Source organism: uncultured Brevundimonas sp., from assembly GCF_963977465.1.
Lineage (GTDB): Bacteria > Pseudomonadota > Alphaproteobacteria > Caulobacterales > Caulobacteraceae > Brevundimonas.
In genome coordinates this window covers 408,525-421,586 of the sequence record NZ_CAXBOQ010000001.1, presented here as the reverse complement: position 1 = coordinate 421,586, position 13,062 = coordinate 408,525, and the positions used below count along the sequence as shown (strand labels likewise).

Below are 13,062 nucleotides of genomic sequence, written 5' to 3'. Positions count from 1 at the left end.
CATATCTCTGGTCAGAATAGCACAAAATGCGCGGCAGACCTACTGCCGCAGCATCTCCCGCGCGGTGATCACCCGCATGATCTCATTGGTGCCTTCGAGGATGCGGTGCACCCGCAGGTCGCGCACGATCCGCTCCAGCGGATAGTCCTTCAGATAGCCGTAGCCGCCGTGCAGCTGCAGGGCCTCGTCGGCGATCTGGAAACAGGCGTCGGTGGCGAACCGCTTGGCCATGGCGCACCATTTGGTCGCCTCGGGGTGTTTGTTATCCAGCGCCCAGGCTCCGCGCAGCACGAGTAGCCGCGCCGCCTCCAGTTGGGTCGCCATGTCGGCCAGTTTGAACTGGGTATTCTGGAAGTCTGACAAGGGCTTGCCGAACTGTTTTCGCGTGGTGACGTAATCCTGGGCCGTTTCCAGCGCCAGCCGCGCCCCGCCGATTGAACAGGCGGCGATGTTCAACCGGCCGCCGTCCAGACCCATCATCGCATAGCGGAAGCCGTCGCCCTCCTTGCCCAGCAGATTGGCCGCCGGGATGCGGCAGTCGTCGAATTGGACGATGGCGGTGGGCTGGCTGTTCCAGCCCATCTTCTTCTCCTGCGCCCCGAAGCTCAGGCCCGGCGCGTCCTTGTCGACCACGAAGGTCGAGATCCCCTTGGGCCCGTCCACCCCCGTGCGGGCCATCACCACATAGACGTCGCTGGTCCCGGCCCCCGAGATGAAGGCCTTCGACCCGTTCAGCACATAGTGGTCGCCGTCCAGCCTGGCCGTGGTCCGCAGCGCCGCCGCGTCCGACCCCGAGCCCGGTTCGGTCAGGCAATAGGAAGCAATAAGATCCATCGTCACCAGTTTCGGCACATAGCGTGCACGGAGGTCGTCCGAGCCGATCCGGTCGATCATCCAGGTCGCCATGTTGTGGATCGAGATAAAGGCCGCCGTCGACACATCGCCGCGTGACAGTTCTTCAAAGATCACCGCCGCCTCAACCCGGCCCAGCGCCATGCCGCCGTGCTCCTCGCCCGTATAGATCCCGCAGAAGCCCATCTCGGCGGCGTGTTTCATCACATCGACGGGAAAATGTTTGGTCTCGTCCCATTCGGCCGAATGCGGGGCCAGCTCGGCCTCGGCAAAGGCGCGGGCGGCGTCCTGGATGGCGCGCTGGTCGTCGTTGAGGGCGAAGTCCATGGGAAAGTCCTGACGTCTGGAATCGGCATGGTTCTAGCCGAAGCGCGCGCAAAACGAACCCCTCTCCCGGAGAGAGGGGGCTTTGTATATAGAACCCGGATGACCCTGCCCTTTCCCCCCGCCCCCTTCCCGCTGGCCCGGCCGCGCCGTCTGCGCGCGTCGCCGTGGGTGCGGCGGCTGGTGGCCGAGACAACGCTGACGCCGGCCGATCTGATCTGGCCGCTGATCGTGCACGACGGGGCCGAGGACCGGGTGCCGGTCGCCTCCATGCCCGGCGTCTTCCGCCTGTCGCCCAAGGCCGCCGCCGCCGCTGCGGTCGAGGCGCGTGATCTGGGCATTCCGGTCGTGGCCCTGTTTCCCCACGTCGACGCCGCCATCAAGGACGCCAACGGCACCGGGGCCACCGATCCCGACGGCCTGATCCCCGACTGTATCAAGGCCATCAAGGACGCCGCGCCCGAGATCGGCGTCATGTGCGATGTGGCTCTGGACTGCTACACCGACCACGGCCACGACGGCCTCATCGCCGACGGGCGCATCCTCAATGACGATTCGCTGGAGCGGCTGGCCGAACAGGCCTTCATCCAGGCCCATGCCGGAGCCGATATCGTCGCCCCCTCCGACATGATGGACGGCCGCATCCAGGCGGTGCGCGAGGCGCTGGAAGCCAACGGTTTCCACGACACCATGATCCTGGCCTATGCCGCCAAATACGCCTCGGCCTTCTACGGTCCGTATCGCGACGCGGTCGGCTCGGCCAAAGCCCTGACCGGCGACAAGAAGACCTATCAGATGGACTACGCCAACAGCGACGAGGCCCTGCGCGAGGTGGCCATGGACATCGCCGAGGGGGCCGACGCCGTCATGGTCAAGCCGGGCATGCCCTATCTCGACATCGTTCGCCGGGTCAGCGAGACCTTCCAGGTCCCGACCTTCGCCTACCAGGTGTCCGGTGAGTACGCGATGATGCAGGCCGCCATCGCCAACGGGTGGCTGGACGAGGACCGCGCCATCCTCGAGACCCTGCACGGCTTCAAACGCGCCGGCTGCGCCGGTGTGCTCAGCTATTTCGCCCCGAAGGCGGCACGGTTGCTGGGGGGATGAGCTGGCGCGACGTCCTTAATCGCTTGGGGGCGAGAGACGATTTTGCTGTCTTCGTACTCAGGGATACCAACCCCACCGGGGACAATCTCAAGCGCGTCTCGGATCAGGTTTTCACCGCAATCGAGCAGTTGGGCTACAAGCCGATCGACCCGCCGTTCACGGTCGACGGTCTGTATATGGCGGTATTCGACTTTGGGGTCTGTGAATTGACGGTGGGGTTATCGGAGGATGAGACGGCGACCTGGCTGCTTCACATTCAGTTGCCGGAGCAGGGAATCCTGAGTGAAACCTATAACCATCGTCTGACGATCTCGAATCGACTGGCTCAGGCCCTGCACAAAGTTCTGTCTGCTCGTGCAGACTTGGTCGAGATCGAGTGGTTCCAGGGCCGTAAATTTGTCCGTGGCCAAGGCGCAACCCGCCCGCGCTGAACCTGCCAGGTTGGGGGGGCGCGTCCGATGCAATGTGTAAGATTGTGCAAGGGAGCACACATTCATGCGCACCAATATCGTCATCGACGACCAGCTCATGGCCGAGGCCCGGGCGGCGACCGGCCTGAAGATTAACCGTGAGGCGGTCGAACTGGGTCTTCGCACCCTCATCCGTTTGAATCGTCAGGCTGAAATTCGCAACTATCGCGGCAAGCTGCCGTCGGCGGTATCGCTTGTCGGCCCCAACCCGCAGCCATAGGCTCAGCCCCATGATCAGACGCACCCTCGCCGCTCTCGCCCTGCTGCTGCTGTGGCCGACCCTCGCCGTGGCCCAGGACGCCGTGCCGCCTGTCCCCCTGCCCCGGGTGGTGATGGAAACCTCGGCCGGTCGCATCGTCATCGAGGTCAATGATCGTCAGGCCCCGATCACTGGCACCAATTTCCTCAGATATGTCGATGAGCACCGGTTCGACGGTACCAATTTCTATCGCGCCGTGCGTTCGGCCCCCGACCTGGGGCTGGTCCAGGCTGGCACCAACAATGACCCGGCCAGGACCCTGCCGCCGATCACCCATGAACCGACCACGGTGACAGGCCTCAGCCATGTCGATGGCGCGGTGTCGATGGCCCGCTATGGCGCCGGTACGGCCACGGGCGACTTCTTCGTCTCGGTGGGATCGACACCCTCCTACGACGCGGGCCGGCCATTCTCGATCGACGCGCACGGCTTCGCCGTGTTCGGCAAGGTGGTTGAGGGGATGGAGGTCGTGCGCGGTATCCTGGTCGCCCCGACCTCGCCGACTGAAGGAGACGGCTTCATGCGCGGCCAGATGCTGGAGCCGCGTATCGACATCATTACCGCCCGGCGTGAGCCCGTTCCGGCGACCTAGTGCCTCGACGGTGCCGGCAACCCGGACAGGCCAACCCTCCAGCACCCTGACCGTTTTTGGTGTGATTCAGATGACCGGCACAGCACGTTCGGACAGACCCGGTTCGGGCGAATTGACCAGGCCATTGGATGCTGCCCAGCGGTGCCCCAGGGACCCGGAAGGTCAGGGGGCGAGGTTCGGATCCAGGGCTTGCCGAAAGAACCTGACGACCTCCCGGTTGAACTCGACCTTGAACGCGGCGCGATCGAAACCGGGCGCGGACGAGCACAGGTCCGGCGCTTCGGCCTTCAATTCCGGACCGCAGGGGGGCAGGAAATCATAATGACCGGCGTTGTCGACACGGTGATATTCGGGAGCCCGGCCCAGCCGGTCCCGCACGGGTTCGACATTGTAGGGCGACGGCAGGATCTGGTCGTCGGCGGCCTGCCACAGCTGTACCGGACGGGTGATCGCTTCCAGACTGTCATCGGTGAACGACAAGCCCAGCGCCGGTGCGGCTATGACGGCCGCCTTGACGCGAGGGTCCCGGGTCTCAGGCTGCCAGGTTGCCAGATCCAACCCTCCGAGCGCCTCTATAAGCCGGCAGGCGAAGACTTCCGGATGCGCCACGCAGTGGGCCAGAATTGCCCGGACGTCCGAAACGCCCCCGATGATGGACATCACCGTGAAGCCACCCGCCGAGAAACCGAACGCACCGACCCGCTCCGAATCGATCGTGACAGGACCGGCCCAGGTACCGGTCATGTAGTCGATCAGACTACTCAGTTGGGGGGCTCGACTTGTCAGGCGCAGGCCCCGGCTTTGATCCCGGAAATTGTCGCCGGGATGGGTCAGCGCGGCAACGACAAAGCCGGCGTCGGACAGCGCTCTGGCGGTGTCGGCGTGGCCGCCATACCAACCGCCGCTGCCGTGTGAAATGACCACCAGGGGATGGGCGGAACCATCATCCGGCCCCGCTGGCAGCCAGACACCACCTTCGATAACCTCCGCGTTGGGACCTGTGAAATGGATCACCTGATCTGGTCGGGCGGCTTGGGCGCATGCCGCTAGCGGGACCGCACCGATGAGGACGAAGATGAACAGGGCACCCAGAATGTGCAGGCTGGGAATGAGAAGGCGCATGGGAGTCTCCGGATTGGACAGGCCCATTTGCGTGATTTCAGATTATGATCGCCAGCCGGTTTTCGCCAATGGGCGAGCGGCTACGCGAGGCGGCGAATGGTTCCGCTCGCTGCAGTCATCGTTATAGTCAGGCGATGAGGGACGCAGCGATTCAGGCGATGAATACCACCCGGGCCTGGGTGATCGACCTGTCTGCCTTCGCGGTAGCGGGCGCGATCCTCGGCGTCATCGGGCCGTTCGGGACCTTCTTCAACGATGCCCTACCGAGCCGGGTCGCCTACTGGATGACTCTCTCCCTGATCAGTGGCGTCGTCATCGGTGCGGCTGTGCGCTGGATGTGGCCTCGGGCCCGGCGACGGGAACTGCCTGCGTGGGCCTGGGTCCCGGCCCTCGCCGTGATGGTTACGGTGCCGCTGGGGTTGCTGTCGCGAGTCATCGCCATCGGTCTCTGGCCGGGAGTCCGTCAGGCCGTCGGTTGGGTAGAGTGGTCTGGTCAGGCGCTGTTGGTCGAGCTCGTATTTGTCGCCCTGTACGTCGCCGCTCATTCCCGGGCCGGTGCGATTTCCTCTCCCGAAGTGCCAGCGAACTTAAGCGGTGCGGCTGGGGAGGCCCGGATTCTGGATCGTCTGCCCGGACGACTGGGGCGAGACCTCCTGTGTCTCCAGATGGAGGATCACTATGTTCGTTTGCATACACTGCAGGGGTCGATTCTGGTTCTGATGCCCCTGACCCGCGCCATCGCCGAAATCGGCCCTCTCGAGGGCATGAGGGTGCATCGCTCGTGGTGGGTGGCCCGCCAGGCAGTCCAGGGGGGCGTCTACAACGGGCGAAACCTTCGCCTGAAGCTGACATCGGGCCTGGAGGCTCCGGTTGCCCGCGCCAAAATCGCAGAACTCAGGGCCGCTGGATGGCTTGTTGACGAGACCTGACCTTTTCGCACTCAGGGCTTCAGCCGCGCCTTCAGGCTGGAGGTATCCCAGCGATTGCCACCCATCGCCTGGACCTCGGCATAGTAGCCGTCGACCAGCGCCGTCAGGTCCAGCGTCGCGCCGTTGGCCCGCGCCTCGTCCAGCACCAGCCCCAGATCCTTGCGCATCCAGTCGACGGCGAAACCGAAGTCGAACTCACCCTGCGCCGCCGTCTTCCAGCGATTGTCCATCTGCCAGCTCTGGGCCGCACCCTTGGAGATGGCGTCATAGACCGCGTCTGTATCCAGACCGGCGCTCCTGGCGAAATGCACCGCCTCGGCCAGTCCCTGGACCACGCCGGCGATGGCGATCTGGTTGACCATCTTGGTCAGCTGGCCCGCGCCCGACGGCCCCATATGTTTGACCGCCTTGGCATAGGTCATCAGCGCCGGTTCGACCCGGGCCAGGGCCTCGGCGTCGCCACCGGCCATCACGCTCAACTGGCCGTTCTCGGCTCCGGCCTGCCCGCCCGACACCGGCGCGTCGATGAAGAACCGGCCCACTTCCCCCACCAGCGTCGCCATCTCCCGGGCCACCTTGGCCGAGGTGGTGGTGTGATCGACAATCACCGCGCCGGCGGCCAGATACGGCAGGGCCTCGGTGACCACCTCGCGCACATCGTCGTCATTGCCGACACACAGCACGAACAGTTCGGCCCCGTCGGCGGCCTTGGCCACGCTCGGCGCAAACGTGCCTCCGGTCGCAGAGGCCCAGGCTTCGGCCTTGGCCGGTGAGCGGTTGAAGCCGGTGACTGTATGGCCGGCGGCCAGCAGGTGACGGGCCATCGGGGCCCCCATGACGCCCAGTCCGGCGAAGGCGATCTTCATGCGAGGGACTCCGACGCGACTCCGTAGCGGCCGCGGAAATAGGTCAGGGCGTCCCCGTCCCGGCTCTCGACCGCCCGGACCGCGCCGATGATGACGAGATGGTCGCCCACCCGGATGCGGTCGTGGGCGGTGCAGTCCAGCCGCACCAGGGCGTTTCGTAGACGGGGCGGTTCGGGATTGCTGATGTCGAACTCTTCGGGGCTCAGCCGGCAGGTGCCCCAGGCGAATCGGTCCGACATCTCGCGGTCCTCGACCGGCAGCACATGGATGGCGAATCGCTCGGCCGCGGCGAACACATCGTGCCGGTCCGAACTGTCATCGAGGCACCACAGTACCAGCGGCGGATCCAGAGATACTGACGTGAAGGAGTTGACGGTGATCCCGATCCCGCCGTCATCCGACTGGGTCGTGACCACGCAGACTCCGGTGGCGAATCCGCCCAGCGCCTTGCGGTACTCGGTCAGGTCGAACGGCGGGGCGGCGGGAGTCTGGGTCACCACACACGACTAGGCGAGCCCCCTGCTGCGGGCAAGGGCAGAGCGGCGTTCAGGCCCGGATCGGCAAATGCTCGTGAAATGAAAACCGCTTCTTAACGTCGAGGGCCGATTTTACGCCTAACGAACAGCGTTAAGAGCAGCCCGACCATGTCCATGAGCGACCGCCCGATCCTGATCAAGAAGATCAAGAAGGTCGTCGCCGGTGGCCACCACGGCGGTGCCTGGAAGGTCGCCTACGCCGACTTCGTGACGGCGATGATGGCCTTCTTCCTGCTCATGTGGCTGATCAACATGACCGATCCGGAGCAGAAGCGCGGCATTGCCGAATATTTCGCTCCGGCCAGCGTGTCCCAGACGACGTCCGGCTCAGGCGGCATCCTTGGCGGCACGTCGCTCGGCGATGACGGTGGCAAGGGCTCCGGGTCCATGTCGGTCGTCACCCAGCTCGCCCCCGAGGCCCCGCAGGACGCGCCGCCCGAAGCGGGCCAGAGCAGCAATCTCGCCGCCGCCAGCGAAGCCGAACTGCGCGAGGAGATCGCCCGGCGCGAGGCGGCCGATTTCGCCAGCGCCGCTGCCTCGCTGCGTCAGGCCATGCAGTCGATGCCGGAACTGGCCGAGCTGTCGAAACAGCTGATCGTTGACCAGACCCCTGAGGGCCTGCGTATCCAGCTGGTCGACCAGGAAGGCCGCTCGATGTTCGAGACCAACTCGGCCCGTCCCAACCCGCGCGCCCAGATCCTGCTGCGGGCCATTTCCCGGGTCATCAACCAGCTGCCCAACCGCATTTCGGTGACCGGCCACACCAGTGCCGCGCCCGGCAGCAACCGCGCCACCGGCCCGGCCGACTGGACCCTGTCCTCGTCCCGTGCCGATGCGTCGCGTCTGATCCTGCAGACGGCCGGGGTCGATCCCGACCGCGTCTATCAGGTCTCGGGCAAGGCGGGCTCCGACCCGCTCTATCCGGACGACCCTACCCTGGCCGGTAACCGCCGCATCGCCATCATCCTGCTGCGCGAGGCCCCGGTCCTGCCATCGGACACCAGCCTGTGACCCGGGCGCGCTACCGCTTCGGCTGGCGCGAGAACCCCCTTGCGTCCGACCGCAAGCTGTCGCCTGATCGGGCCATGGATGGCCTGCAGTCAAAATCTCGTCGGATTCCGGTGCGGACCTAGGGCCGTGACCCAGCATATCCCACAGCGTCAGCTTCGCTTCTTCATGACGGCGACCGCGCCCTGCCCCTATCTGCCGGGCCAGACCGAGCGGAAGGTGTTCGCCAACCTGCCGTTCAGTGACGGGGCGTGGGTCAATGACGAACTGACCCAGGCGGGGTTCCGCCGCAGCCAGAACATCGCCTATCGCCCGGCGTGCGAAACCTGCGATGCCTGTGTGTCGGTCCGGTTGCCGGTCGATGAATTCAGTTTCTCAAGATCCCACCGCAAGGTTCTGTCCCGGAACGCCGATCTGTCCCGCGATCTGGTTGAGGCCGAAGCCACGACCGAGCAGTTCGACCTGCTGCGCCGCTACCTGCACCGTCGCCATCCGGCCGGCGGCATGACCGACATGGGCTGGCTCGACTATGTCGCCATGATCGAGGACACGGCGGTCCGCACCCATCTGATCGAGTACCGCCTGCCCTCGCCCGACGGCGGGCCCGGCGACCTGGTCGGGGTCAGTCTGACCGACCTGCTCGGGGACGGTCTGTCGATGGTCTACAGCTTCTTTGACCCGGACTTGGAGCGGCGTAGCCTCGGGGTCTTCGCCATCCTCGACCACCTGCGCCAGGCCGCCATCGTGCGCCTGCCGTTTGTCTATCTGGGCTACTGGGTCCGCGGCTCACAGAAGATGGACTACAAGTCGCGCTTCCGGCCGATGGACGCCCTGACCCGGTTCGGCTGGCAGCGCCTGCCGGCTCTTGCAGACACACCGGCTGTGGACAGCGAAGAAAGCTAGGCCGGTCCGCGACGACATCGCCTCAGCGGCTGGGCGGGACCGAAGTGCCGAATGGCGATGGCGGAGGTGCGGCCGGCTCTGCCGTCCCCCACGGACCTGATGCGGTACCCGGCGTCGGGTCCTGAACCGGGGCCTGCCACGGACCCGGATCGCGGCCGCCGCCGAATTTCACCAGGGCGGCAACGCGTTTGTCGATCGACGGATGGGTGGCGAACAGCCCTTCCAGTCCCCGCCCGTCCGGCTGGTTGTCGAGGAACATCAGCTGCACCTCGTCCGGCGCGCGCACATTCGAGCGTCCCTCGATCTTGCGCAGGGCTGCGATCATCGCGTCAGGGTTCTTGGTCAGCTCCACCGACCCGGCGTCAGCGACATATTCCCGCGTCCGCGACAGCATCATGCGGATGAAGATGGCCAGGCCGAACCCGACCGCCGCGATGGCGATGCCGATCAGGATCAGCGGTCCGGCATTCTTGTTGTTCCGGCCCCCGCCGCGCGAGAAGAACAGGCTGCGCACCACCAGTTCGGCGATGACACTGATGATCCCGGCGAAGATCGAGGCGATCACCATCGTCCGCACGTCCTTGTTGATGACGTGGGTCATCTCGTGCGCCAGCACCGCCTCCAGTTCGTCGCGGTCCATCGCCTGCATTAGGCCGCGGGTCACGGTGACGCTGTAGCGGCCCTCGTGCAGGCCTGAGGCATAGGCATTCATGCCCTCGGTCTCGATGATCCGCAGGGTCGGCGTCTTCATCCCGCGCGAGATCGCCAGATTTTCGAGCAGATTGTAGAGTTCGGGCTCGACCTTCCGCTCGACCTTGCGGGCCCCGGTGATCACATCGATCATCGTCTGGCTGCCGAAATAGGCGATGGCGAACCAGATGGCGGCGATGACGAAGGCCATCGGCACGGTCCAGCCCAGCATCGCGCCGGCCCGGGCCATGTCGTCCCCCAGTGTGCCGCCCGTGCCCTCAATGATGCCCATCCCCATCAGGATCAGCTGCACCCCGTACAGGATGCCGATCATCAGCAGGGGAAACCCGGCCAGTAGCAGGACTGACCGGGTATTATTGGCCCAGATATGGGTCTTGAGTCCGACGGCAGCCAAAGCTCAAGGCTCCTAGAAGCTGACCTTGGGTGGGGCGGCCGACATCGTGGCCCGCTCACCCTCCCCAACGTCGAAGAACGGCTTGTCCGAGCCGAAGCCGAACATGCCGGCGAACACGACGGTCGGGAACTGGCGACGCACCGCGTTGAACTCGCTGACGGCATTGTTGAAGAAGCGACGTGCTGCGGCCAGCTTGTTCTCGATGTCCGACAGGTCGGCCTGCAGCTGCAGGAAATTGGTGTTGGCCTTGAGGTCCGGATAGGCCTCCGACAGGGCAAACAGCTTGCCCAGCGCGCCGCTCAACATGTTCTCGGCCTGGACCTTGTCATTGACGGAATCGGCCGAGGTCGCCGCGTTGCGGGCCTGGATCACCGCGTCCAGCGTGCTCTTTTCATGGGTCGCATAGCCTTTGACCGTATCCACCAGATTGGGGATCAGGTCCTGGCGCTGCTTCAGCTGCACATCGATGTCGGCGAACGACTGGTTGGCCGACTGATCCAGTGCCACCAGCCGGTTGTAGGCACCGACGACGACGAACAGCAGAACGACGACGATGACGCCGACGACGATCAGGGTGGTCATGTGAATGGTCCTCCAGACTTCAACCGTCAGTATCGCGCGTCCGGGCGACCGTCTCCAATGAAATCCGCGTCACCTTGGCCATAATCAGCGAAATTTACGCAGACCCCTTGGTCCCATCCGGCCGGCACCGGCCCGTTTGCCCAGCCAGTCCTTCCAGTCGGGCCAGTTGCGTCTGCGCCCGCCGCCGTCAGCCCATTCCGGACCGGTCTCGGCGTCGAACACGGTCAGGCCCTGCAGCCCGCCCTGTTTGTAGGACTGCAGCTTGACCCCCTTGCCGCGGCCCATTTCGGGCAGTTCCGCCAGCGGGAAGATCAGGGCCTTCAGGTTCTCACCCAGGGTCGCCACATGATCGCCGGTGACCCGCAGCGCCGCCAGCAATTCGCCGTTCAGCACCTGTCTGCCACCGCGCTTCTGGGCCAGAAGGTCATCCTCTGGCGCGATGAAGCCATAGCCGGCCTTCGAGGCCATCAGCAGCTTCGCGCCCGGCTGATGCGCCAGCACAGCGATGATCCCGGCGCTTTCGTCGAGGTCGATCATCAGCCGCAGCGGTTCCCCGTGCCCGCGCCCGGACGCCAGCTTGTCGGCCCCGATAGTGAATATCCGCCCGTCCGACGCCGCGACCAGCAGCTTGTCCGTGGTGAAGGCCGGCTCGAGGAAGGCCAGCGCATCGCCTTCCTTGAATTTCAGTTCGGACGGATCCTCGACCTTGCCTTTGGCCGCCCGGATCCAGCCGCGCTCGGACAGGATGACGGTGATTGCCTCACGGGGAATGAAGGCTTCGGCCGGGGCATAGGCCGAGGCGTCGACAGCCTCGGCGATCGTGGTCCGACGCGGCGAGACCAGCGCCTTGCGCACCAGTTCCAGCTCCTTGCCGATGGTCTTCCACTGTTTGGCCGGCGACAACGACAGCGCCTGCAACGCCGCCAGTTCCTCAGCCAGCGCCTTGTATTCCTTCTCGATCGTCATTTCCTCGATCCGCGCCAGCTGGCGCAGTCGGGTGTCGAGGATGAAGTCAGCCTGCAGTTCCGTCAGGCCGAAGCGGGCTATCAGCACCGCCTTGGGCTGTTCCTCCTCGCGGACGATCCGGATCACCTCGTCGAGGTTGAGGAAGACGATCCGCAGCCCTTCCAGCAGGTGCAGCCGCTTCTCGACCCGGTCGATGCGCCAGTGCGAACGCCGGATCAGCACGTCACGACGGTGATCGAGGAAGGCCTGCAGGCAGGCCTTCAGCCCCATGACCCGCGGCGTGCCGCTGGCATCCAGCACATTCATGTTGACCGGGAAGCGCACCTCGAGGTCCGAGAGCTTGAACAGGCTCTCCATCAGCACCTCGGGCTCGACCGTGCGGCTCTTGGGTTCCAGCACCAGCCGGATGTCCTCGGCCGACTCGTCGCGCACATCACCCAGCAGCGGGGCCTTCTTGTGCTCGATCAGGTCGGCCAGCGCCTCGATCAGCCGGCTCTTCTGCACCTGATAGGGCATCTCGGTGACGATGATGCGCCACACGCCCCGGCCCAGATCCTCGGTCTCCCAGCGCGCCCGCAGCCGCACGCCACCGCGCCCGGTCTCATAGGCGTCGAGGATCGAGGCATGGCCCTCGACCGCCACACCGCCGGTCGGAAAGTCCGGCCCCGGCACGATGGTGGCCAGTTCCTCGGTCGTCGCCTCCGGCCGCTCCAGCAGCACCATACAGGCGTCGATCAGTTCGCCGACATTGTGCGGCGGGATCGAGGTGGCCATGCCGACGGCGATGCCTGATGAGCCGTTGGCCAGCAGATTGGGGAAGCCCGCGGGCAGGACGACCGGCTCCTCGTCCTGGTCGTCGTAGGTGGCGCGGAAATCGACCGCGTCCTGATCGATACCTTCCAGCAGCAGGGTCGCCGCCGAGGTCAGCTTGCACTCGGTGTACCGCATGGCCGCGGCGCTATCGCCGTCGATGTTGCCGAAATTGCCCTGACCGTCGACCAGCGGATAGCGTTGGGCGAAATCCTGGGCCAGCCGCACCAGCGCCTCATAGATCGAGGCGTCGCCGTGCGGGTGATAGCCGCCCATCACCTCACCGACGACCTTGGCGCATTTGCGCGCCGCCGCCTGCGGGTTCAGCCGCATCTGGTGCATGGCGTACAGGATGCGCCGGTGCACCGGCTTGAAGCCGTCGCGCACGTCCGGCAGGGCGCGGTTGGTAATGGTCGACAGGGCATAGGCCAGATAGCGCTGCGACAGCGCCTCGCTCATCGGTTCATCGATAATGCGGCCGCCCTCGGGCGTCGGAGTGTGAACGGTCATGGGCTTTCGAATCAGGGAAGCAGGTCGCCGAGTCTAGGGCAGCGCGCCCGATTGCGCTCATCCGGGGGCGCGCGACTGTGGATACACAGGGTTGGCCAGCCCCGCCACCCGGATGCTAGGC

Annotated in this window: 14 protein-coding genes; 7 read left to right on the top strand and 7 right to left on the bottom strand. The window is 65.6% G+C overall.

What is annotated here, in order from left to right; translation table 11 throughout:
- Window positions 1-39: 39 nt before the first annotated feature.
- Window positions 40-1,179 carry an isobutyryl-CoA dehydrogenase gene (locus tag AAC067_RS02260; RefSeq protein ID WP_339929116.1) on the bottom strand — a complete coding sequence of 380 codons (1,140 nt, stop codon included), beginning with the start codon at window positions 1,177-1,179 and terminating at the stop codon, window positions 40-42.
- A 99-nt stretch (window positions 1,180-1,278) separates the two neighbouring features.
- Between AAC067_RS02260 and hemB the strand changes: the two genes are divergently transcribed.
- From hemB to AAC067_RS02240, 4 genes are all read left to right on the top strand, one after another.
- On the top strand, window positions 1,279-2,283 hold the full coding sequence (gene hemB, locus AAC067_RS02255; protein ID WP_339929115.1) for a porphobilinogen synthase: 1,005 nt from the start codon (window positions 1,279-1,281) through the stop codon (window positions 2,281-2,283).
- Complete coding sequence (locus AAC067_RS02250; protein WP_339929114.1) at window positions 2,280-2,714, top strand: hypothetical protein; 435 nt, start codon at window positions 2,280-2,282, stop codon at window positions 2,712-2,714. Before hemB ends, AAC067_RS02250 begins: the two co-directional genes overlap by 4 nt.
- A 64-nt stretch (window positions 2,715-2,778) precedes the next feature.
- Window positions 2,779-2,973, top strand: a complete 195-nt coding sequence (locus AAC067_RS02245; RefSeq protein ID WP_339929113.1) for a type II toxin-antitoxin system VapB family antitoxin — start codon at window positions 2,779-2,781, stop codon at window positions 2,971-2,973.
- A 10-nt stretch (window positions 2,974-2,983) separates the two neighbouring features.
- Complete coding sequence (locus tag AAC067_RS02240; RefSeq protein ID WP_339929112.1) at window positions 2,984-3,604, top strand: peptidylprolyl isomerase; 621 nt, start codon at window positions 2,984-2,986, stop codon at window positions 3,602-3,604.
- A gap of 162 nt (window positions 3,605-3,766) precedes the next feature.
- On the opposite strand, the gene AAC067_RS02235 is transcribed toward AAC067_RS02240, so the two are convergent.
- Complete coding sequence (locus AAC067_RS02235) at window positions 3,767-4,726, bottom strand: dienelactone hydrolase (RefSeq protein WP_339929111.1); 960 nt, start codon at window positions 4,724-4,726, stop codon at window positions 3,767-3,769.
- Window positions 4,727-4,884: 158 nt separating this feature from the next.
- On the opposite strand from AAC067_RS02235, the gene AAC067_RS02230 reads away from it, so the two are divergent.
- Entirely contained in the window at window positions 4,885-5,655 is a 771-nt protein-coding gene (locus AAC067_RS02230; RefSeq protein WP_339929110.1) for a LytTR family DNA-binding domain-containing protein, read from the top strand.
- An 11-nt stretch (window positions 5,656-5,666) separates the two neighbouring features.
- Here the strand turns inward: AAC067_RS02230 and AAC067_RS02225 are convergent, their stop codons facing one another.
- Both AAC067_RS02225 and AAC067_RS02220 read right to left on the bottom strand, forming a co-directional pair.
- Window positions 5,667-6,521 carry an NAD(P)-dependent oxidoreductase gene (locus AAC067_RS02225; protein ID WP_339929109.1) on the bottom strand — a complete coding sequence of 285 codons (855 nt, stop codon included), beginning with the start codon at window positions 6,519-6,521 and terminating at the stop codon, window positions 5,667-5,669.
- A complete protein-coding gene (locus AAC067_RS02220) occupies window positions 6,518-7,018 on the bottom strand; it encodes a flavin reductase family protein (RefSeq protein WP_339929108.1) in 501 nt (166 codons plus the stop codon). Before AAC067_RS02220 ends, AAC067_RS02225 begins: the two co-directional genes overlap by 4 nt.
- Before the next feature lie 147 nt (window positions 7,019-7,165).
- On the opposite strand from AAC067_RS02220, the gene AAC067_RS02215 reads away from it, so the two are divergent.
- Both AAC067_RS02215 and AAC067_RS02210 read left to right on the top strand, forming a co-directional pair.
- Window positions 7,166-8,068 carry a flagellar motor protein MotB gene (locus tag AAC067_RS02215; protein ID WP_339929107.1) on the top strand — a complete coding sequence of 301 codons (903 nt, stop codon included), beginning with the start codon at window positions 7,166-7,168 and terminating at the stop codon, window positions 8,066-8,068.
- Between the two features lie 126 nt (window positions 8,069-8,194).
- Window positions 8,195-8,968: an arginyltransferase gene (locus tag AAC067_RS02210; protein WP_339929106.1), complete on the top strand. Its 774-nt coding sequence runs from the start codon at window positions 8,195-8,197 to the stop codon at window positions 8,966-8,968.
- Window positions 8,969-8,990: 22 nt separating this feature from the next.
- Here AAC067_RS02210 and AAC067_RS02205 read toward each other — a convergent pair whose 3' ends face one another.
- The 3 genes from AAC067_RS02205 to parC form a co-directional block, all read right to left on the bottom strand.
- Window positions 8,991-10,073: a M48 family metallopeptidase gene (locus AAC067_RS02205; protein WP_339929105.1), complete on the bottom strand. Its 1,083-nt coding sequence runs from the start codon at window positions 10,071-10,073 to the stop codon at window positions 8,991-8,993.
- A 12-nt stretch (window positions 10,074-10,085) separates the two neighbouring features.
- On the bottom strand, window positions 10,086-10,655 hold the full coding sequence (locus AAC067_RS02200) for a LemA family protein (protein WP_339929104.1): 570 nt from the start codon (window positions 10,653-10,655) through the stop codon (window positions 10,086-10,088).
- Between the two features lie 84 nt (window positions 10,656-10,739).
- The gene (parC, locus tag AAC067_RS02195; RefSeq protein ID WP_339929102.1) at window positions 10,740-12,941 is read right to left on the bottom strand and encodes a DNA topoisomerase IV subunit A; all 2,202 of its coding nucleotides are present in this window, start codon (window positions 12,939-12,941) and stop codon (window positions 10,740-10,742) included.
- Between the last annotated feature and the right edge of the window lie 121 nt (window positions 12,942-13,062).